Origin of the sequence: Rhodococcus sp. SMB37, assembly GCF_004345605.1 — a bacterium.
Taxonomy (GTDB): domain Bacteria; phylum Actinomycetota; class Actinomycetes; order Mycobacteriales; family Mycobacteriaceae; genus Rhodococcus.
Genome location: NZ_SLVY01000005.1, coordinates 330,764 through 352,423, shown reverse-complemented (window position 1 = coordinate 352,423; position 21,660 = coordinate 330,764). Strand labels below are relative to the sequence as shown.

Sequence of the window (21,660 nt, the reverse complement as noted above, 5' to 3'; positions counted from 1 at the left end):
TCAGCGTCCGTCCGCGTACGCCCGCAGATGCTCGACCTGGACGGGATCGAGCGACGGACGCACGGCCTTGCGGGCCGCGACGACGTCCGCGGAGGTCACCGCGGCCGCATCGACCCGCCGCCGCATCGCGGCGAGCGCAGCCTCGCGCAGTACCGCGGCGCAGTCCGCCGCCGAGTAGCCGTCGAGTTCCTCGGCGAGTGCGTCGAGGTCGACGTCGTCGTCCAACGGCACCGAGCGACCGGCGGTCTTCAGGATCGCGGCGCGCGCCTCGGCGTCCGGCGGCGGCACGAACACGAGCCGCTCGAGGCGCCCGGGGCGCAGCAGCGCCGGATCGATCAGGTCAGGGCGGTTGGTCGCCCCGACCACCACGACGTCGCGCAGAGGCTCGACACCGTCGAGTTCGGTCAGCAACGACGCCACGACCCGATCCGACACACCGGAGTCCGAACTCTGTCCACGGCGTGGCACGAGGGCGTCGATCTCGTCGAGGAATACGAGCGAGGGCGCGGAGTCGCGTGCGCGCTGGAACAGTTCTCGCACCGCCTTCTCCGACGCACCGACCCATTTGTCCATCAGTTCGGCGCCCTTGACTGCGTGCACGCTGAGCCGGCCGGTGCTCGCCAGTGCGCGCACAAGGAACGTCTTGCCGCAGCCGGGCGGGCCGTACAACAGCACCCCGCGAGGCGGATCGACACCCAGTCGTGCGAACGAGTCGGGATGCTGCAGTGGCCACAGCACGGCCTCGGTCAGTGCCTGCTTCGTCTCGACCATGTCGCCCACGTCGTCGAGGCTCACGCTGCCGATCGCCAGTTCCTCGGATCCGGAACGGGACAGCGGCCGGATCACCTCGAGCGCGCCGATCAGGTCGTCCTGCGTCAGCTTCGGTTCGTCGGTGTCGCGGCTTGCGCGGGACGCGGCCCGCAGCGCGGCCTCGCGGCACAGCGCGGCCAGGTCGGCGACCACGAAACCGGGGGTGCGTTCGGCGATCGCATCGAGGTCGAGGCCGGTGGAAGGCACCGATCTCAACAGCACCTCGAGCTGGGCACGGCGGGTGGCGCCGTCGGGCAGCGGCAGAGACAGCTCGCGGTCGCAGATCTCGGGTGTCCGCACCCGAGGATCGACGCTGTCGGGTGTGGCGGAAGTCGCGACCAGTGCCACACCGTCGGTCTCGATCGCGCGGTGGAGTTGTTCGAGGATCAGCGTCGCCACCGGCTCCGCGTCGGCGGGCAGGACGGTGTCCACATCGGTGACGAGCAGCACGCCCCCGCTCCGAACCGCGTCGACGGCCGCGTTGATCCGCGCCAGCCGATCCTCTGCGGCGAGCGCGCCGATACTCGGGCCGTCGACTTCGACGACACGGCGGTTCGCGAGCACCGCCCGCGCGAACGTGGTCTTACCGACCCCTGCGGGCCCGGTCACCATCACACCGAGGTGGGGGGACGCGCCGAGGGTGCGCAGCAGTTCCGGCTCGTCGAGGGCGAGCTTGAGCCATTCGGAGAGTTTGCCGACCTGCGCCTGCAGTCCGACGAGATCTTCGACGGGGGGCGCCGACGGCCGTTGCGTCTCCGTCTCGGGAGTGTGCTCGGAGAACGGTGCGGTGATCGACGGTGCGACGGGTCCAGGTCGAGCGCCGGTGATGTTCCCTGTGCTCCAGGACACCGCAGTGTTCGGCTGGATGCTGACCGGCCCGGACGGATCGACGGCCGAGACGGTGAGCAATTCTGTCGTCCACGCGATACCGAAGGTGCGCGACAGTGCACGCGTGGTGTCGGCGCTGCTGGTGCCGGGACCGAGGTCGCGCGGCAGGAGCGACACCGCGTCGCCGACGCTGACGACCTTGCCGAGCAGCGCCTGACGCAGAGTCGCGGCGGGGATCGAGGTGCTGGCGAGGGTCGAGCCGGAGACCGTCACTGCGCGTGCCCCGTACACGGTCACGGGTGCGACGACCACGGTGGCATTTTCGCGAAGTCCGGTGTTGGAGAGGGTGACGTCGTCGAGGAGGATCGTCCCGGTGGGAGTGCCGGCCGGTGCGTGCCCGGCGACGGCCGCGGTGCGTCGCGCCCCGGTGAGCGCGAGCGCATCCCATTCGCGGAGCCCGAGAGCGGTGAGTACCTCCGGGTGCAGACGGACGACCCCGCGGCGGGCATCAGCCGCGGAAGTGTTGAGCCGGACGGTCAGCGCGAGTTGTGGGGTGGTCACCCGAACGAGCCTAGATTGTGGTCAGCGTCCGCGCGGGCGACGCAGCCCGAGGCGCGCCGAGGAACGTCCTGTCGCGTTGAGCATGCGTCGGCCGACGGCGCGCCGGGGCCTCAGAGCCCGCGTCTCGGCGCGTATCGCCCGTCGTTCCGAGGGCTTGATGTCCCAGGTCGCCGGGCGTGCGGCGACCCACCGCTGCGAGCGGATCGCGAACGGGATATGCAGCAGGTACACGCCCACCAGTACCAGCATCAGGACGAACGGATAGGTGACGAGCGCTGCCGCGCCGGCTGCGACGAGCGCGAGCAGGCCGATCGCGAGGCGTGGCGGCACCGACATGGACTTCATGGCGAGGGTGGGAATTCTGCTGACGATCAGACCACCGGAGAAGAGCGTCCACGCCACGACGAGCGGAAACGACGTCCACCATCCCTCGCCCCACTGGATGTACGCCGCGATCGGGCTCAGTGCGATGATGGCGCCGGCAGGTGACGGCACGCCGACGAAGTATTCACGGGCGTACGCGGGGATGGAGTCGTCCTCGAGCAAGGTGTTGAAGCGGGCCAGGCGCAGAACGATGCTCACCGCGTACAACAACGCGATGATCCAGCCCAACGCGCTGCCGTCGAGCAACGTGACATACAGCACGAGTGCGGGTGCGACGCCGAATGCGATGGCATCCGACAGCGAGTCGAGCTCGGCGCCGATCTTGCTGGTCGCGTCGAGTAAGCGCGCGATACGACCGTCGAGGGCGTCGAGGATCGCCGCGGCCCCGATCATTCCGAGGGCTATGCCGAGCTCCCCGTCGAGGGCGAACTTGACGGCCGACAATCCTGCCGACAGCGCGAGGATCGTGATCACGCTCGGAAGCAGGCGCACTGCCGCCGGGCGACTGCGAGCCTCTCCGCTGGCGTCCCCTGCGGGGACACTCGGTTTGAGGGGAGTCACAGCACCGGAGCGGACGGCAGCGCGGCAATGACCGTCTCGGCGCCGATCGTGCGCTGACCGCGCTCGACGAGCAGCGTGCTGCCCGCGGGCAGATACGTGTCGACGCGGGAGCCGAAGCGGATGAGTCCGTACGTGTCGCCGATGGGAAGCGTGTCGCCCACTTGTGCGTCGCACACGATGCGTCGCGCCAGCAGACCGGCGATCTGCACTACCCCGACCAGAGTGCCGTCGCGCATCTCGAGCAGCATGCTCGTGCGTTCGTTGACCTCGCTCGCGTCGGAGAGATCGGCGGAGAGGAACTTCCCGGGCTGGTGCACGACCTTGCGGACGATGCCGCCCACGGGGCTGCGCTGCACATGCACGTCGAGCACCGACAGGAAGATGCTCACGCGCGGGAGCGGCTCGGTGCCGAGGCCGAGTTCGGCGGGCGGCACGGCCGTGTCGACGAGTGCGACCTCACCGTCGGCGGGTGCGACTACTATGCCCACCCGGTTCGGCGGCACCCGGTGCGGGTGCCGGAAGAACGTCGCGGTCGCGGCGGCGGATGCGAGGCCCGCACGGCGGACCCACTTGCGGTTGCGGCCGAGTGCGGCCACGACCAAGGGTGCGGCGACGAACGGCACACCGCCCGGGTGAAGCGGCGGAACAGCCTTCTTGATCAGGTCGACGACATGCGCTGCACCGCTGGTCGGTGGTGTTCCAGCGGGTGTGGGCTTACGTGCCACGGCTCCTCTTCACTCACGCTCATCGGGTTGCCCGGCCGGGCCGCCCCCAGGACACCTGAGAGTACGTGAGTACAGAGGTGCGTGGTCAGACGGATGCGCGTGCCTCGGCTTCGTTCTTGATCCGGGCGAGTGTGGAATTCATGCCGACGACCATGTCGTCGTCGAAGTTCTCCTGACCTCCGAGGACGTACTTGATGAGGGTCTGCGAGACCTTGCTGGTGCCGGTGGGAGCCTCGCGCCGCTGCACGATCCGCGTGCCCGTCTCGGTGGGCTCGAGGACGAACGACCAGATCGAACGGTTCTCGTTGATACGGAAGCGTAGTTCGCGACCGGGTTCGAACGTGAGAACTTTGGACGTGGTGGGCCACACCAGGATGCCCTTGCGGTTGATGTTGATCGTCGAGGTTCCGGCGCCGACGCTGCCGCCGCGGATGATCATCTTGCGGCACTGGGGACTCCACTCACCCATACGCTGCAGATCCGAGACGACACTCCACACCCGGTTCGGGTCTGCTGCGACGTCGATGGTGGCTTCGAGTGTCTTCGACATGTCTGCTCCTGCTCGGTGTGTGGTACTAGAGGTTACAAAAAGATCTGGCGTCGATCCTATCCGATGATGTGGTGGCGGTCACCGGGTCAGTCGCAGGAACGCTCCGAGGTCGACCAGTTCGTCGGGTGTCGACGGGAGATGATCGGTCAATGCACTCGAGCGGATCACGATCGCACACCACTGACCCCGCGAGAGTGCGACGTTGAGCCGGTTGCGCGAGAGCAGGAACGACATCCCGCGCGGTACGTCCTCGATCGCCGACGCCGTCATCGACATCATCACCACCGGAGCCTCACGACCCTGGAATTTGTCGACCGTGCCTACATCCACCCGGGTCAGCCCGACATCGGACAGGCCGGACCGGATCATCGCCACTTGCGCGTTGTACGGCGCGACAACGAGCACATCCTTCTCTTCTATGGGTCGTGACGCGGACTCGGCGCTGATCGGATTCTGTGCGGCCTCCGTATCGTCGCGCCACTGGGTGCCGAGGAGCATCTGCACCCGGCGTACCACCTCATCGCTCTCCTCGACCGAGCACGTCGCGTTGCCGAAATGCTCGACCGTCACCGTGTGCACCCCGGGAGAGAGCCCGTCGAGGGCACGCGCGGTGGTGTGCTCGGATTGGGACAGCAGCCGCCCGTCGTACGACAGATCCGACACCCGCGCGCACAGGTCGGGATGCATGCGCCACGTGCGCGAGAGGAAGAATCCCCGGTCGGCGGGCAGTGCGCCGTGCCCCTCGGCGAGCCAGCCGAGGGCCGACTCGTCGGCGGGTTCGGGGTGCGTACCCTGACTGACCTGAGGCAACTGCTGAGGATCGCCCAGGAGCAACAGGTTCCGTGCACTCGTCGCGACGGCGACGGTGTTGGACAGGCAGAACTGCCCGGCCTCGTCGATGACCAGCAGATCCAGGCTGCCCGGCGTGATGCAGTTCGTGTTCGTGAAATCCCATGCGGTGCCGCCGACGACATAGCCGTCGTGGAGTCCGTCCAGATACCCCGTCAGGGCCTTGGTGTCCTTCGCGGGTGTCCATGTCGGCTCGCCGGTCCTTGCCTTGGCCTTCGCGACGAGCTCGCCCGGCACGCCCGCCTTGACGATGCCGTCGAGCATGTTCTCGACCACGGAGTGCGACTGTGCGACCACTCCGACCCGCCAGCCGTGTTCGCGGACGAGTGCGGCGACGACGCGGGATCCCGTGTACGTCTTCCCGGTGCCGGGTGGGCCCTGCACGGCGATGTACGAGTCGTCGAGGTCGAGGACGGCAGCGGTGATCGCGGCGGGGAACCCGCCGTCGCCGACCAGAGGGAGCGCGCCGGAACGCGTGCGTGGCGGGGTCCTTCGCAGGATGTCGACACCGGCCGTGCACGGCAGATCCGGCAGTGACGCGCACATGGCGCCCGCCGTCGATTCGATCGCCTTCTCGATACTGACCGCCCCGATCGGGGACCCGGGCGTGATCGCCATCGGCAGAGCCGAATACTCCTCGTCGGTCTGCAGCAACTCCTCGATCACGAGCACATCATGGAAATCGCTGCCGGACCGGCGTTCGAGGATCTTCCCGCCCGACCACGCCCTCGTCCACGGGCCGCCGTCGGGCAGCCCGTCCGGTGCCGGCGCTTCGTACAGCAGGAACACGGAATCGCCGGCGCGCACCGTGCTCCCGGTGTCGAAATCTCCCGTGACGACCAGATGACGCCGTGCCTTGCGCTTGCGCGGCGGCAGGTGCCAGTCGTCCTCGACCTCGACGGAGGTCGCGACGAGCGTGTCGCGGGTGTCGGCCCATTCGTCCACCGGATTCGACAGGCGATCGAAGTGGGCCCACCAGAACGGTTTCCGTTCCCGCCGGTGGTAGCCGAGCGAAGCCGCCATCAATGCTGCGGCCTGCTGGTCGTCGGTGCGCTCGCCCTTTGCCTCGCCCGCGAACTCCCAGAGCGTGACCTCCGCGGGGTGCGGTTCGAGGGGGAGCGTGGCCTCCTCGTGTGTGATCCCGGTAGTGGCGATACCGTGCTCTGCGGCCCGGTCGAGCAACCAGTTGCGCAGCCGCCACGTCGACACGCAGTCGTCCTCGTTGTACGACGCGATCGAGTCGAGCAGCTTCGCGGCCTCTTCGGTCCGCTCGGCGTCGCGGAGGTCGCAGTAGTCCGCATACGCGACTATCGACGCACCGGCATCGAGCACCTCGCCCTGCCGCGCCGGCATGTACAGCGGCTCGAGCTTCTTGATGCTGTACGACGACCCACCGGCCCGAAGTGCAGCGCGCACAATCGGATACAGGTCGACCAGAACGCCGTCGCGGAGCAGGCCGTCGACTCCCTCCTCGCCCACGCCGTGCCGGCCCGCCAGGCGCAGCAGTGCGGACTTCTCGTACGGTGCGTAGTGATAGACGTGCATCTTCGGGTGCGTTCGACGGCGCTGCTCGACGTACTCGAGGAAATCGAGCAGTGCGCGTCGCTCCTCGGCGCGCGTATGAGCCCAGAACGGGCGGAACGTCGGATCGGTCGCACTCGGGCCCGAACCGTGTGCTTCGAGCACACCGAACAGGTACTCGAGTCCCCAGTCCGGACCGCCGTCCTCGCACCACAGCGGGTCGCCCTCGAAGTCGAAGAAGATGTCTCCGTCGTCCGGGCCGGGTAGCGCGGCAAGGGAACCCGGTTCGTAGACGTCGACGACCGGTTTGCCGGTCTGCTCTTGCCGCAGCTGCACCAGCGCTTGTGCACGCAGTGCGGTGTATGTGCGATGAAACATTCCCGGCACGGGCTCCTCCCGCGCGCAGAGATCCTCGATCGTCGTGATGCCGCCGGCGATCAGGCGGGCGCGCTGCATGGACCGCATTCCCGCGACCAGCAGCAGGTCGCGGTGGGCCGCCACCTGCGGTTCGCACGTGTTGCAGCGACCGCACGCGGTGTGCCCCGCGTCGGTCCAGCCCACGGGAGCGCCGGCGTCGTGATGGCCGTCGACCAGGTGCTGCAGATGCAGCCGGCGTTGTGAGTAGACGGGAGCGACGTCGGCGAGGGGGTACGACGCGATCGTGCCGTCGCCGAGGATCAGGTGTGCGTGCGGCGCGACCGGGATTCCGGTGTGTGCGAGGGCATCGGCGTATGCGGCGAGCTGCAACAGTGCCTCGACTCGCGCGTGTCGGGCGAGTTTCGTGTCATATACGGCGTACGTCTCGCCGGTGCGGACGAGGAAATCGCAGAACCCCACGAACCGGCCGTCGAAGAACGTGCCCTGGTAGATCACGTCGGCACCCGATCGGGCGGCCTCGACTGTGGCGCGGGCAGCCGCTTCGTAGCCCTCGCGGGTGTGGTCGGGGCGGGCGAGCCGCACGACACCGTCGCCGAATTCGTCGCGGTACCGGTCCAGGATGCGTTGCTCGTGGGCGTTGCCGAGACGGGCGGTGCGGTCGAGCATCGGATCGTCCACGGCCGTGGGTCGCGGCCCGCGACCGAGGACGGCGTCGACCGTGCTGAGCAGTGAGAACTCGCACTGAGCGGCATCGGCCAGATCGCGCGAGCTGTAGACCAGCACATCGTCGAGCAGAAACATCGGCGCCGCCTCCCACGTGGTGTCGTTGCCCGACTATGGCAGACGCGGGTGACAGCTGACGGCTACCTCGCGGACGGAGTCACCAACGCCGATGCGAGGTTGCGGCGAGCGGTGCGCAGCGGAGCTGTCCCCGGTGCGCGATCGAGTGGGCACGCATGGCCTCGCGGTGCGCGATCGAACGGGCGCGCATCGACTCCCGGCGGGCGAGCATGGCGGCCCGGGCGGCCTCTCGTCGTGCGTCCGGTGCGCGCGAGGAGCATCCGCCTCCTTCGATTCCGAGCACGGTCCGGCCGAGGAGTACCAGGCCCCACGGTCCGATGACCCACAGCGGCCACGGGTAGACCATCGATGCCGTCCCGAGTGACACCAATGCCCAGACCAGCACGTTGATCGCGCTCACGCCGAGCCACGCAGTCCACTCGATCCTCTGATGGACGGGAAGCCGCCGACGAGCACGTGCTGTGGTCGGCGCTGGAGGAGCAGACCGGGGAAGGCCGGTGAACTGCGCGCGCGCCTCCGCGACGGTCGTCGATGCGTAGACGGCGGAGGCGCGGGTGTCGAACTCGTCGATGGTGAGGCGCCCGGCGCCGACGTGCTGTGCAAGTTCGTCGACGAACCGCTCGCGTTCGGAATCGGAGATCCTGTCGGAGTCGGGAATGTAGGGGTTCTCGGTGGCCATGAGGTCCTCCAGCAGAGATTTCCTGCCCTTATGAGCTTCCATTGTGGAACATCGTTGCTTCCATGATGGATATGACACAGTGGAATGTCAACGCTTTTCTGGATGACGGGATGAAGGGAGCGCGTGATGGCCGGACGTCCGCTCAACGCGACCGCAGCGTCGCTGCTGGGATTTCTGCACGAGGGTCCGATGACGGGATGGGACCTGGTGACCACGGCGCAGGAGCGGATCGGCAAGTTCTGGTCGCTCACTACCAGCCAGGTGTATCGGGAACTTGCCGCGATGGAACGAGACGGCCTGATCGTGCCGGGTGAGAAGGGTCCGCGCGACCGCAAGCCCTACACACTCGCCGACGCCGGCAGGCAGGCGTTCGCCGAATGGATCGATCGTGACCCCGGACCGGAGAACATCCGGCACCCGCTGCTCCTCACCGTCGCTTTCGCCGACCACCTGCGTCCGGAACGGCTCGCGGAGATACTCGCGCACTATCGGGCCGAACACGAGAAGCAGCTCGCCGGTTACGAAGACCTCATGGCCCACCACGACCTGCCGGACTTCTCCGCTGCCACCGTCGAGTTCGGAATCGCGTACGAACGCGCGGCGCTCACGTGGCTCGAGGGCATGGACGCACGTCTCGCGAGCCGGCAGCAGAGTCCGTCAACGGAGCGGATCGAAATGCCGTAGCACCGGATCGGTGTGGCCGGTCACCGCACCCGCGAGGAGCCGACCCGTCAGCGGTCCGTGCGCGACACCCCACATACCGTGACCGCCTGCGACGAACACCCGCGGCGACCGAGTGCCACCGATCAGCGGCAGCCCGTCGGCCGTGCACGGCCTCGACCCGACCCATGCCTCGCTCCGGTCGTCCCAGTCGACGTCGCGCAGCAGCGGACGGGTCGTGTCGACGATCGCGCGGATCCGCCGCGGATCGAGGGGCGCGTCGGGGTTGCGGAACTCCATCATTCCGGCGATGCGGAACCGATCGTGCAGGGGAGTGCAGGCCACGCGCTGCACGGGGAAATACACCGGGTTCTTGGGAAGTTCGTCGGGCACCACACTGAAGCTGTACCCGCGACCGGCCTGAACCAGGGTGCGCACCCCGAAGTCGTGGGCCAGTGCGTTCAGGTGCGCTCCGGTCGCGAGGACTACCGCATCGACGGACACGTTGTCCCCGTTCGTGGAGATCACGTCCACCACGCCGTTGCCGGGGTCGCGCACCTCGGTGACGTCGAACCCGGTGAGAATCTCACCACCGCGTGCTCGCACCGCATCCGCGAGCGAGGCGACGAACCGTGGTGGATCGATGAATCGTTGACCGCGGATCCTCACTCCCGCGCGCACCTTGTCGCTGAGCAGGGGTTCGAGCGAGTGCACCGCCTCGGCGTCGAGGACCTCGTAGTCGACCTCCCCTCCCGTAGCTTGCACGTGATCGAATTCCTCGAGCAGGCGGTCGCGGTCGGTTTCCGCGGTGAACGCCGCGAGGAAGGGGTCGGCGTCGCGGGTCTGCTCGGCAACGCCGCCGTCCGCGAGGTCGTCGTATGCCCCCAGTGCAACCCTGTTGACCTGGGCAAACGCCTCCAGGGCCGCCATCTGATGCCGTGTGGTGCAGTGCCGGGCGAAATCCGCGAGGAAGCGGATCAGCTTGGGGTCGAGCGTGGGCGGCACATACACCGGTGACGACGGGTCGAACATCGCGCGCAGCCCGTATTTCAGTACCGACGGCTCCGGTAGGGGCAGTGTCAGGGCGGGCGCGAGCCACCCGGCGTTGCCCCACGAGGCGCGTTCGCGTCCGGTCGGGTCGGTGGCGTCCGTCGCGACTCCGGTCCTGTCGACGACGGTGACGGCCACACCTCGGTCCTGCAGAAACCACGCGGTGGACAGCCCCACGATGCCGGCACCGGCCACGGCCACTCGACGAATCGTCATGACCAACTCCTGTCGACGCAGAGGTACGTCCCTCCATCATGGCTCTATCGGGGGCTTGTGCACGCGTGGCGCCGGCCGTCCTAATATTCGAGGGGGAAATCTGCTTGTCGAAGGGGACAGTGAGTTGAGTACACACGTCGAACAGCGCGAGTTCCAGGCCGAGGCGCGCCAGCTGCTGGATCTGATGATCCACTCGATCTACTCCAACAAGGACACCTTCCTGCGTGAGTTGATCTCCAATGCGTCCGATGCGCTGGACAAACTCCGTCTGGAGGCGTTCCGGAACAAGGACCTGAACGTCGATACGTCCGACCTGCACATCGAGCTCGATGTCGACGGGGACGCCCGCACCCTCACCATCCGCGACAACGGCATCGGCATGTCGCGCGACGAGGTCGTCGACCTGATCGGCACGCTCGCCCGATCCGGCACCGGTGAGCTGCGCAAGAAGCTGCGCGAAGCGAAGGACGCGGCAGCGTCCGAGGAGCTGATCGGCCAGTTCGGTATCGGTTTCTACTCGGCGTTCATGGTGGCCGACAAGGTCACGCTCGTGACACACAAGCCGGGTCAGGATGCAGGAACCCGGTGGGAGTCGAGCGGCGAATCCACCTACACGATCGAAGACGTCGAGGATGCGCCGCAGGGAACCTCGGTGACGCTCCATCTCAAGCCCGAGGACACCGACGACCATCTCTACGACTACACGTCGCAGTGGAAGCTCGAGGAGATCGTCAAGAAGTACTCGGACTTCATCGCGTGGCCCATCCGCATGGAGGTCTCCCGGACCACCAAGGGTGAGGACGGCGCCGACGAGGTCACCTTCGAGACCAAGACCCTCAACTCGCAGAAGGCGTTGTGGGCGCGTTCGCGCGACGAGGTGTCGGACGACGAGTACCACGAGTTCTACAAGCACGTCGCCCACGCGTGGGACGAACCGCTCGAGATCATCCCGATGCGTGCCGAGGGAACATTCGAATACCAAGCGTTGCTGTTCATTCCGACGCACGCCCCGTTCGATCTGTTCGCCCGCGAGCGCAAGACGGGCATCCAGCTCTACGTCAAGCGCGTGTTCATCATGGACGACTGCGAAGACCTCATCCCTGAATACCTGCGTTTCGTCAAGGGTGTCGTCGATGCGCAGGACCTGTCGCTCAACGTCTCCCGTGAGATCCTGCAGCAGGACCGCCAGATCCGGGCCATTCGTCGTCGTCTCACGAAGAAGGTCCTGTCCACCGTCAAGGACATGGCGACCCATGACGCAGACAAGTACCGCACCTTCTGGAACGAGTTCGGGCGCGTACTCAAGGAAGGTCTGATCTCCGACACCGACAACCGCGACACGTTGCTCGCGATCACGTCGTTCGATTCCACGGCGAGCGCCGACGAGCAGACCACGCTCGCCGGATATGTCGAGCGAATGAAGGACGGCCAGGACGAGATCTACTACATCACCGGCGAGTCCCGTCAGTTGCTCGAGAGTTCCCCTCACATGGAGGCGTTCACGGCGAAGGGCATCGAGGTGCTGTTGCTGACCGACCCCGTCGACGAGATGTGGGTGACGTCGGTTCCCGAATTCGAGGGCAAGGCCTTCAGGTCGGTCGCGAAGGGCGAGGTGGACCTCGACACCGAGGACGAGAAGAAGGCGGCCGAAGCCGAACGCGAGGAGCAGGAGAAGGAGTTCGGTGATCTCCTGACGTGGATGAAGGAGACCCTCGACGAGCACGTCAAGGAGGTGCGTCTGTCGTCGCGCCTGACGACGTCGCCGGCGTGCATCGTGGGCGACACATTCAGCATGTCGCCGGCGCTCGAGCGCATGTACAAGGCGTCGGGTCAGCCGGTGCCGCACACCAAGCGGATCCTCGAACTGAACCCGGGGCACCCGCTCGTGTCGGGGCTGCGCGCGGCGCACGATGGCCGCACCGACGACCCGGCGCTCGCCGAGACCGCGGAGCTGCTGTACGGGATGGCCTTGATCGCCGAGGGCGGCGAGGTCGACGATCCCGCACGCTTCACGCATCTGCTCGCGGACCGGCTCGCCCGCACGGTCTGAACCGGTTCACTCGGGCTATAGGCTCGGGGGTATGAGCGACGTGGCGGGAGTGCTGTTCGATATCGAGGGCGTGATCGTGACGTCGTGGGAGCCGGTGCCCGGCGCCGCCGACGTCCTCGCGCAGCTCCGCGAGAGTGGGGTGCCGCGGGCGTTCCTGACCAACACCACGTCACGGACGTGTGCCGAGATCGCTGCAACGCTCAGCGATCTCGGCATGCCCGTCGAGCCGAGCGAGATCGTCACGGCCGCGTCGCTCACAGCCGAGTATCTGAAGCAGACGTACCCGGGGCGCCGGTGCTGGGTGCTCAACGCCGGCGACGTCGATGCCGATCTCGACGGGATCGAGCGCGACGACCTCGATCCCGATGTGGTGGTGCTCGGCGGTGCGGGGGAGCAATTCACGCATCGGACGATGAGTCGGGTTGCCGAGCTGATGCTCGACGGTGTCCCCGTCGTCGCGATGCACCGCGCGGCCAGCTGGCAGGGGCCCGACGGACTGCGCCTCGACACGGGTGCCTATCTTGCCGGGCTCGAGGAGCTCAGCGGTCAATCGGTGGTGACGGTGGGAAAGCCGTCGATGCAGGGCTTCCTCGCGGCCGCGGACATCATGGATGTCGACCCGTCGCGCATGGTCGTGGTCGGTGACGATCTGTACGGCGAGGTGCTGCCTGGGCAGCGGCTCGGAATGATGGGAGTCCTGGTGCGCACCGGAAAATTCCGCCGGTCCGTGCTCGAGCTCGCCGTCGACCGGCCCGACCATGTGATCGACTCGGTCGCCGATCTTCCGGAGTTGCTTCGATCGGTGTGATCAGGCTCTCGCGCGCCGCACCTGAGCCCGGTACCCTGCGCCCCGGGGGCATTCTCCCTCCTTCTTCCAGCGCAGAGGAGCACTTCTTGTCCATTCGTTCTCTCCGGTCCGTCTTCTCCGGCCGTCGTGTTGCGCAGGCATTCGCGGCGATTGCCGTCGGCGCAGCATCGTTCGCCTCGGTGGGCGCGGGTACGGCGTCGGCCGCGCCGGTGACGTGTGTGTCGCCGCCGTCCGAGAATCAGATCCTGGTGTCGGATACGGCGAGCTGTGGTGCGACGACCACCGGCGAGGGCTTCGCGCGGGCATCGGCAGCCGACAGCGGCACTGCGGTGTCGGTCGCCGAGTCCGCGGGTGCCGCCGAATCCCAGGCAACCGGGTTCGGCACGGCGCTCAGTGCGGCGCGCGACGGCGGCCGCTCGTACGCGTACGCGCTCGGCGGCGGTCTGAGCCATTCGTGGGCGCAGGGTCCGGCGACCACGTTGTCGGTGGCGGGCTGGGGTTCGGGAGCGACGGCCGACACGACCGGTGTCACGTGCATCGGTGCTCAGTCGTTCGCGGTCAACACCGCCACGGGGCAGTGGTGCGCCGTGGGTGTGGGCTCCACGCCTCGCTAGTCGATGGGTCGGTGCAGGAGCCTTCTGCACCGTGACGAGGGTGGTCGAGTGCCGGTAACCTTGCACTCGCCACCCTCGAGTGCTAAAAATGCAGTTGGCACTCACAACAAGCGAGTGCCAGGTCGGGACGGTGAGACCGGGAAATATCGACACCCCTGGTCGTCCGTCGCGGGCACTGATTCCGGCCGAAGGCGTTACTTGGGGCGACCGACGATTGGTCGTCCTGCGTGTCACCCCGATATCCGGAGGATCACTTCGCAATGGCCAAGATCATCGCGTTCGACGAAGAGGCCCGTCGCGGCCTCGAGCGGGGCCTGAACAGCCTCGCCGACGCTGTCAAGGTGACGTTGGGCCCCAAGGGTCGCAACGTCGTGCTCGAGAAGAAGTGGGGCGCCCCCACGATCACCAACGATGGTGTGTCCATCGCCAAGGAGATCGAGCTCGAGGACCCGTACGAGAAGATCGGCGCCGAGCTGGTCAAGGAAGTTGCCAAGAAGACGGACGACGTCGCGGGTGACGGCACCACGACCGCTACCGTGCTCGCCCAGGCGCTCGTGCGCGAGGGTCTGCGCAACGTTGCTGCCGGCGCGAACCCACTCGGCCTCAAGCGAGGCATCGAGAAGGCCGTCGAGGCCGTCACCGCCAAGCTGCTCGACACCGCCAAGGAAGTCGAGACCAAGGAGCAGATCGCAGCGACCGCAGGCATCTCCGCCGGCGATCCCGCGATCGGTGAGCTGATCGCCGAGGCCATCGACAAGGTGGGCAAGGAAGGCGTCATCACCGTCGAGGAGTCCAACACCTTCGGCCTCCAGCTCGAGCTGACCGAGGGTATGCGCTTCGACAAGGGCTACATCTCCCTCTACTTCGCGACGGACGCCGAGCGTCAGGAAGCCGTCCTCGAAGACGCGTACATCCTGCTCGTCAGCTCCAAGATCTCGACGGTCAAAGACCTGCTGCCGCTCCTGGAGAAGGTCATCCAGTCGGGCAAGCCGCTTGTCATCATCGCCGAGGACGTCGAGGGTGAGGCTCTGTCCACCCTCGTCCTGAACAAGATCCGCGGCACCTTCAAGTCCGTCGCCGTCAAGGCTCCGGGCTTCGGTGACCGTCGCAAGGCTCAGCTCGCCGACATCGCTATCCTCACCGGTGGCGAGGTCGTCAGCGAAGAGGTCGGCCTCTCCCTCGAGACCGCTGGTCTCGAGCTGCTCGGCCAGGCCCGTAAGGTCGTCGTCACCAAGGACGAGACCACCATCGTCGAGGGCGCGGGCGATCCCGACGCCATCGCCGGTCGCGTCAACCAGATCCGCGCCGAGATCGAGGCGTCGGATTCGGACTACGACCGCGAGAAGCTGCAGGAGCGCCTCGCCAAGCTGGCGGGTGGCGTTGCAGTCATCAAGGCCGGCGCTGCGACCGAGGTCGAGCTCAAGGAGCGCAAGCACCGCATCGAAGATGCTGTGCGCAACGCCAAGGCTGCCGTCGAAGAGGGCATCGTCGCCGGCGGTGGCGTGGCCCTGCTGCAGGCCGCTCCGGTTCTCGACGACCTCAAGCTCGAGGGCGACGAGGCCACGGGTGCCAACATCGTCAAGGTCGCCCTCGAGGCTCCGCTGAAGCAGATCGCCTTCAACGCCGGCCTCGAGCCCGGCGTCGTCGCGGAGAAGGTTCGCAACCTGCCCGCCGGCAGCGGCCTCAACGCCGCCACCGGTGACTACGAGGACCTCCTCGAAGCCGGCATCAACGACCCGGTCAAGGTCACCCGCTCGGCGCTGCAGAACGCTGCGTCCATCGCGGCTCTGTTCCTGACCACTGAGGCCGTCGTGGCCGACAAGCCGGAGAAGGCCGCCGCTCCCGTCGGCGACCCGACCGGTGGCATGGGCGGCATGGACTTCTGATCCAGCCCCCGGCACACGCCAGGTAGCTCGTCGCGAGGCCCGATCCCACTTCGGTGGGGTCGGGCCTCGTCTCGTGGTGTGGGTTCCGCCCCTGTGTTCCGTACCAAGATCTTGACCCTTTCGTGACCTTCCGGTGGGGATCGTGTAGAAACAGGCGTGTAATTCGGGGCTTGTCGGGGAGCGCTGGGCGGGTCGTCGTGATGTGTCGTGGGATCAGGCAGTTTGCGAAGGGGTGGGTTCATGGGGTCGATGTGGTTCCGACGTGTGTGTGGTGCGGTGACGGTCGGACTGGCGGCCGCTGTGTGTGTACCGGCGGGGGCATCGGCCGAACCCGGTCCGGGATCGTCGACCGCCGGTGAGCGAACCTCGGAGTTGTCGCACATCGAGGTGGAGAACGACCGTACGGTCATCGCGCACGTGTATTCGGCGTCGATGGATACCGTCGTGCCGCTCCGGGTGCGGATGCCGGCCGACACCAGTGAGCCACGGCCCACGCTGTATCTGCTCAACGGATCGGGCGGTGGCCAGGGTATTGCCACGTGGGACGAGCAGACGGACGTCGATGAGTTCTTCGCCGACAAGAACGTCAACGTGGTGACTCCGCTGGGCGGACGCTACAGCTACTACACCGACTGGGAGCGGGACGATCCGGAGCTCGGCCGCAACAAGTGGACGACGTTCCTCACCGAGGAGTTGCCGCCCATCATCGACGAGCAGTTCGAGACCACTGGAGCCAATGCGATTGCGGGTCTGTCGATGTCGGGCACATCGGTGCTCGGCCTGGCGACCGCCGCACCCGAGCTGTACCGCGCTGTCGGTGCCTACAGTGGCTGCGCAGAGACGAGTACTCCGGTGGGGCAGGCGTACGTCCAGGCCGTAGTGCGGGCCAAGGGCGGCGACCCCGAGAACATGTGGGGCCCGGTCGGTGGGCCGGGGTGGATCGAGAACGACCCGTATCTCAATGCGGAGAAGCTCCGCGGGGTCGAGTTGTACGTGTCGGCGGCAACAGGCCTTCCAGGGGAGCACGATCAGTTGAGTTCGAGGTCGATCAACTACGACCCGCTCGGTCTCGTGGGGCAGCTCGTCGTCGGCGGGAGCATCGAAGCGGCCGTGCACCACTGCACGACGCGCCTCGCGGAGCGGCTCGAGGAGTTGGAGATTCCCGCTCACTTCGAATGGCGGAACGGTACGCATTCGTGGGATTACTGGGAGGACGATCTGCACAAGTCGTGGCCCATGATGGCGGCAGCCATCGGGTTGTGACGGCGGCGGTACCCATCGGGTTGTGACGGCGGCGGTACCCATCGGGTTGTAGCGTCCTCACCCATCTTCGGCGAGGGCCGGCTCAGAGCCGGCCCTCGCCGTTCGGTGTCTGCAACTCGGATTCCGCGAATTTGACCGTTTCGTGACTATTGCGGAGCTTCATAGTGTAGAAATGATTTCACTACGGCTGGGTGGGGTGTCGTGATCGACGTTCGCTCAGTGGGGTCCGAGGATTCGGGAGGACGGTCGGGTGGTCTCGTTCCGGCGAACGTGTGCGGCGTTGTCGGTTGCCGCTCTTACATGTGTGTCGTCAGCGGTATTCGCGAGTGAAGTTGCCGCCGAACCCGTTTCGAGTCTGTCTCGCATCGAGATCGAGGCAGATCGTACGGTCGTCGCGCACGTCTACTCGGCGGCGATGGATCGGGTCGTCCCTCTCCGGGTGCGGACACCGGCCGACGCGAGCGTTCCGCGGCCCACGCTGTACCTGCTCAATGGGGCAGGAGGCGGGGAGGGGAAGGCCACATGGGACGCCCGTACCGATATCGACGAGTTCTTCGCTGACAAGAATGTCAACGTCGTCACGCCGCTCGATGGGTCGTTCACCTATTACACCGATTGGGAACGCGACGATCCGGCGCTCGGCCGCAACAAATGGACGACGTTCCTTACGCAGGAGCTGCCGCCGATCGTGGACGAGGCGTTCGGCACCACGGGTGTGAACGCGATTGCGGGTCTGTCGATGTCGGGTACATCGGTCTTGAGTCTGGCGATCGAGGAACCGTCGCTGTACGAGGCGGTCGGGGCGTACAGCGGGTGTGCCGAGACCAGTACGGAGCTGGGGCAACTCTATGTCCGTACCGTCGTCGAGAGTCGTGGGGAGGCGGACGTCGAGAACATGTGGGGCCCGCTCGATGGGCCCGGTTGGGCCGCGAACGACCCGTACGTCAACGCGGAGAAGTTGCGGGGTATCGACCTGTACATCTCGTCTGCGACCGGGCTGCCGGGGGCGCACGAGAACCTGGGGGCGAGATCGGTCGAGGGCGATCCTGGGCTTTTGTTGAATCAGATCGTTGTCGGGGGTGTCATCGAGGCTGCGGTGAACGATTGTACGCATCGCCTGGCGACCCGGCTCGAGGAACTGGACATCCCCGCGACATTCGAATTCCGCTCCCATGGAACGCATTCGTGGGGCTATTGGCAGGACGACCTCCACGCCTCCTGGCCGATGATCGCGGGTTCTATCGGATTGTGATCGCGTGAGTTGCTCGCAGCCCGGCTTCCGGCGGGGCGGCCTACCTTTGGTGTCGTAATCGAGATCTAGTGCAGTTCACTATGTTCGGGTCTTGTAGTTTCAAATAAATTCTTACGCAACATCATTGACGCTTCCGATGCCGTGTCGTAATGTGAGTTACGGCACACCGTGTTATCGAGTTCGTCAGTGCCGCATCACCTCAACCATCCGGGCGTAGGAGGATCAATGGGTAGCACTACCATCACCGAAATCATCACCTTCATCTTCTCGTTGCTTTCGCAGAGCGCAGAATTCCTCAGCTGAATCCACTGAATCTGTTGATCCGACGTCCGGAAGTGTGAGGCTTCCGGCGACACACTGGAGGAAAGATGGGCAGTATTACCGGCGGTCTCGAAGTCATCAACCAGCTCATTGGGCTCGTACTGGCCATTGCGCCGGCGCTACTCACCGGGTCGCTGTAGGTCGGAAGTGTTGAAAGGCCGTGGATCTCGTCTCTCCGGGATTCACGGCCTTTGCGCTGTCATTCTGGGATGATCACCCAGAGTGCGAGGTACAGCAGGATTGCGGTGCCGCCGGTGATGAAGGACGCAACCACGGCAGCGGCACGGACGATGTTGACGTCGATGCCGAAGTATTCGGCGATTCCTCCGCAGACGCCGCCGAGCATGCGCTTGGAGGTCGAGCGGGTGAAGGTGCGGGGTGTGTTGCTGTCGAAGGTCATGAGGTAATCGTGCTCCTTGTCGAGTGTGTGCACATCAGGGCCACGCCCCGATCTTCACCCTGAACTTCTTCTCGGGGTCTCGTGCGCCGGGCGTCCTTCAGCGGTGCAGCCACTGCTCAGCGTCGACGCCGAATATGTCATTCCGGCAGAATGATCCAGAGTGCGAGGTACAGCAGGACTGCGGTGCCGCCGGTGAGGAAGGCAGTGAGGACCGCGCCGGCCCGTACGAGATTGGTATCGATACCGAAGTATTCGGCGATTCCGCCGCATACGCCACCGAGCATGCGCTGCGAGGTCGAGCGGATGAACGGACGCGGCGGGTTGTTGTCGAAGGTCATGAGGTTTTCGTCCTCCTTGTGGGATATGTGAACAGTCGAGTGGGTGGGCATCGGTACGTCGGAGACAACGCTGGGTGTCAGCGGCATACGATGGTCAATCCGATGCCGCGCCAGATCTTGGTTTCCTTGCTTTCCCAGCTGTCGGTGCGGGAGTTGTACGTCGATTCGGTCTCGGTCCGGTAGCCGCGGTCGCGCTGCTCGGTCACCGCGCAGGTGCCGGAGATGTTCCCCGAGCGGTTGGTGACCGAGTACGGCGTACCGTTGGCGGAGAGCGTGGAGGCGGCTGCGTGCTCTTCCATTCCGACGACGCTGGGCGCGGAATCGGCTGCGGCGAATCCTGTTCCGATCGTCAGAGCTGCGGCGCCGGTGAGCAGTGCGGTCATGATGGTCTTACGCATTTCAATCTCCCGAAGTGGCTGTAGGGGGCTTGTCGAACCGATGCATCGATCTTGCGCCTCGGACCACTTCGGGCACATCGGGGACAGACCCCCGTTCGTACCCTGAACTTTCGGTCAGGGTTCTCTACGACAGCACCCGCACGGAACTTCCCGTACGGGTGCTTCGAGTGTGTTGTTCTCGACGGAGAGCGTCAGGCACTTCTGCGTTTGGCGAGTGTCTTCTTGAAGACGATGTACGGCAGCAACAAGCGCGCGATCAATGCCACAGCCCAGACGATGACGGTAGCGAGAATCCAGGTCGTGATGCCATCGATCCGCAGTCCGTCGCTCACGATCGCAGTGACGATGAGAGCGAGGAGGGTCGAGATCAGCGCACTGCTCCCGATGAGCACCGGGGTCTTCGTCATCGCAACCTGTCGGATGAAGGGATCGAGGAGAACCGTGGCGACAGTGAAGATCGCGACGGCGATGACGAACGCGAACGAGCTGAGCGTCATGCCGGGGAGGACCCAGGCTCCGACGATCAAAGCAATCGCATTGGCGATCAACGCAACAACTGTGGTGGCGAGCAGCCTGATCATGGTGTCAGGGTATCTCCGGTCGACCCGCTGTGCCGCGTATTGCGGCGTAGAGTCTCCGTCGCGCCGCGGACCGTCCGGCCATGGCACCATCGGACCATGGCCGATCGGATGCGTGTTGCCCTCGCCCTCGGTAGTGGGGGCGCGCGAGGCTACGCCCACATCGGCGCGATCCAGGTTCTGGAGGAGCGCGGATTCGAGATCGTGGGCATCGCCGGCTCGTCGATGGGCGCCCTTGTCGGCGGGGTCTACGCCGCGGGAAAACTCGACGAATACACCCAGTGGGCGGAGAGCCTGACCCAACTCGATGTCGTCCGGCTGTTGGACGTGTCGGTCACGTCCCCGGGTGTCATCCACGCGGAGAAGGTCCTCAACAAAGTTCGCGACCTCATCGGGGATGTCGTCATCGAAGATCTCCCGATCCCGTTCACAGCTGTGGTGACCGACCTGGCGGCAGGTCGCCCGGTGTGGTTCCAGCGGGGACCGGTCGACGTTGCGATCCGCGCGTCGATCGCGATCCCCGGTGTCATCACGCCGTACGTCCTCAATGGCCGTGTCCTCACCGACGGTGGCACGCTCACTCCGCTGCCGGTGGCTCCGACGGTCGGTGTCTCGTCCGATCTGACGATCGGGATCAGCCTCGGCGCCGAGGAACGCGGTCGTACACACGCGCCGGAGAACGCGAGTGCGGAACCGCAGCCGGCGGAAGAATGGGTCGGACGCTTCCGGCGGTCTGCATCGCTGCTGCTCGACAGCGACATCGTTCGCTCGGTCGTCGGCCGGTTCGGTGCAGGAGCGACCGACGAACAACTCGGCCGCGAAGACATCGACACGGACCCGGCAGACGACACCGACGCCGACCCGGCAGACGACGCTGACGCCGGCATCCAGGACGGCAACGAGGAGATCGCGGCTCCGAAGTTCAGCCGGGTTGCAGTGATGAACCGTTCGCTGGACATCATGCAGTCGGCTCTCGCTCGCCACCAGCTCGCGGCGTATCCGCCGGATGTACTGGTCGAGGTCCCACGCACCGCGTGCCGCAGCCTCGATTTCCACAAGGCCGTCGACATGATCGCCCTGGGACGATCGCTCACCGAGACCACCCTCGACGCCGCAGGATACGGAGCCCCCGCACCTCGGTCTGCTGACCAGGAGGGCGATTCGGGCCTAGTCTGAATT

19 protein-coding genes are annotated in these 21,660 nt (G+C 66.3%); 8 read left to right on the top strand and 11 right to left on the bottom strand.

Annotation, left to right across the window (positions count from 1 at the left end):
• The 6 genes from EV641_RS11260 to EV641_RS11235 all read right to left on the bottom strand — a co-directional run bounded on the left by EV641_RS11260 (position 1) and on the right by EV641_RS11235 (position 8,689).
• The gene (locus tag EV641_RS11260) at positions 1–2,199 is read right to left on the bottom strand and encodes an AAA family ATPase (RefSeq protein WP_132471829.1); all 2,199 of its coding nucleotides are present in this window, start codon (positions 2,197–2,199) and stop codon (positions 1–3) included.
• 21 nt (positions 2,200–2,220) lie between these two features.
• A complete protein-coding gene (locus tag EV641_RS11255; protein WP_132471881.1) occupies positions 2,221–3,075 on the bottom strand; it encodes a phosphatidylcholine/phosphatidylserine synthase in 855 nt (284 codons plus the stop codon).
• Between the two features lie 65 nt (positions 3,076–3,140).
• The gene (locus EV641_RS11250; RefSeq protein ID WP_132471828.1) at positions 3,141–3,869 is read right to left on the bottom strand and encodes a phosphatidylserine decarboxylase; all 729 of its coding nucleotides are present in this window, start codon (positions 3,867–3,869) and stop codon (positions 3,141–3,143) included.
• Between the two features lie 85 nt (positions 3,870–3,954).
• Complete coding sequence (locus tag EV641_RS11245) at positions 3,955–4,419, bottom strand: SRPBCC family protein (RefSeq protein ID WP_054719508.1); 465 nt, start codon at positions 4,417–4,419, stop codon at positions 3,955–3,957.
• Positions 4,420–4,497: 78 nt separating this feature from the next.
• The gene (locus EV641_RS11240; protein WP_132471827.1) at positions 4,498–7,968 is read right to left on the bottom strand and encodes a TM0106 family RecB-like putative nuclease; all 3,471 of its coding nucleotides are present in this window, start codon (positions 7,966–7,968) and stop codon (positions 4,498–4,500) included.
• A 79-nt stretch (positions 7,969–8,047) separates the two neighbouring features.
• Positions 8,048–8,689, bottom strand: coding sequence for a DUF1707 domain-containing protein (locus EV641_RS11235; RefSeq protein ID WP_241997055.1), 642 nt, complete (start codon positions 8,687–8,689; stop codon positions 8,048–8,050).
• Between the two features lie 84 nt (positions 8,690–8,773).
• Between EV641_RS11235 and EV641_RS11230 the strand changes: the two genes are divergently transcribed.
• Positions 8,774–9,331: a PadR family transcriptional regulator gene (locus EV641_RS11230; RefSeq protein WP_054720784.1), complete on the top strand. Its 558-nt coding sequence runs from the start codon at positions 8,774–8,776 to the stop codon at positions 9,329–9,331.
• Here EV641_RS11230 and EV641_RS11225 read toward each other — a convergent pair.
• Positions 9,305–10,573 carry an FAD-dependent oxidoreductase gene (locus tag EV641_RS11225; protein WP_132471826.1) on the bottom strand — a complete coding sequence of 423 codons (1,269 nt, stop codon included), beginning with the start codon at positions 10,571–10,573 and terminating at the stop codon, positions 9,305–9,307. The two genes, EV641_RS11230 and EV641_RS11225, sit on opposite strands and share 27 nt — an antisense overlap.
• A gap of 124 nt (positions 10,574–10,697) precedes the next feature.
• Between EV641_RS11225 and htpG the strand changes: the two genes are divergently transcribed.
• From htpG to EV641_RS11195, 6 genes are all read left to right on the top strand, one after another.
• Complete coding sequence (gene htpG, locus EV641_RS11220; RefSeq protein ID WP_132471825.1) at positions 10,698–12,623, top strand: molecular chaperone HtpG; 1,926 nt, start codon at positions 10,698–10,700, stop codon at positions 12,621–12,623.
• 31 nt (positions 12,624–12,654) lie between these two features.
• A complete protein-coding gene (locus EV641_RS11215) occupies positions 12,655–13,431 on the top strand; it encodes an HAD-IIA family hydrolase (protein ID WP_054720823.1) in 777 nt (258 codons plus the stop codon).
• A gap of 86 nt (positions 13,432–13,517) precedes the next feature.
• On the top strand, positions 13,518–14,045 hold the full coding sequence (locus tag EV641_RS11210) for a DUF6764 family protein (protein WP_132471824.1): 528 nt from the start codon (positions 13,518–13,520) through the stop codon (positions 14,043–14,045).
• Between the two features lie 260 nt (positions 14,046–14,305).
• Complete coding sequence (gene groL, locus EV641_RS11205) at positions 14,306–15,931, top strand: chaperonin GroEL (RefSeq protein WP_132471823.1); 1,626 nt, start codon at positions 14,306–14,308, stop codon at positions 15,929–15,931.
• 249 nt (positions 15,932–16,180) lie between these two features.
• Positions 16,181–17,194 (top strand): alpha/beta hydrolase family protein, encoded by a 1,014-nt coding sequence (locus EV641_RS11200; RefSeq protein WP_132471879.1) that lies wholly within the window; start codon positions 16,181–16,183, stop codon positions 17,192–17,194.
• 304 nt (positions 17,195–17,498) lie between these two features.
• Positions 17,499–18,446: an alpha/beta hydrolase family protein gene (locus tag EV641_RS11195; RefSeq protein WP_347238231.1), complete on the top strand. Its 948-nt coding sequence runs from the start codon at positions 17,499–17,501 to the stop codon at positions 18,444–18,446.
• A gap of 520 nt (positions 18,447–18,966) precedes the next feature.
• On the opposite strand, the gene EV641_RS11190 is transcribed toward EV641_RS11195, so the two are convergent.
• The 4 genes from EV641_RS11190 to EV641_RS11175 form a co-directional block, all read right to left on the bottom strand.
• Positions 18,967–19,167, bottom strand: coding sequence for a PspC domain-containing protein (locus EV641_RS11190; protein WP_054714620.1), 201 nt, complete (start codon positions 19,165–19,167; stop codon positions 18,967–18,969).
• A 137-nt stretch (positions 19,168–19,304) separates the two neighbouring features.
• On the bottom strand, positions 19,305–19,505 hold the full coding sequence (locus tag EV641_RS11185) for a PspC domain-containing protein (protein ID WP_054714624.1): 201 nt from the start codon (positions 19,503–19,505) through the stop codon (positions 19,305–19,307).
• 77 nt (positions 19,506–19,582) lie between these two features.
• The gene (locus tag EV641_RS11180) at positions 19,583–19,903 is read right to left on the bottom strand and encodes a hypothetical protein (protein ID WP_132471822.1); all 321 of its coding nucleotides are present in this window, start codon (positions 19,901–19,903) and stop codon (positions 19,583–19,585) included.
• Between the two features lie 191 nt (positions 19,904–20,094).
• On the bottom strand, positions 20,095–20,484 hold the full coding sequence (locus EV641_RS11175) for a phage holin family protein (RefSeq protein WP_054714615.1): 390 nt from the start codon (positions 20,482–20,484) through the stop codon (positions 20,095–20,097).
• Between the two features lie 96 nt (positions 20,485–20,580).
• Between EV641_RS11175 and EV641_RS11170 the strand changes: the two genes are divergently transcribed.
• Entirely contained in the window at positions 20,581–21,657 is a 1,077-nt protein-coding gene (locus EV641_RS11170) for a patatin-like phospholipase family protein (protein WP_132471821.1), read from the top strand.
• Positions 21,658–21,660: the final 3 nt, after the last annotated feature.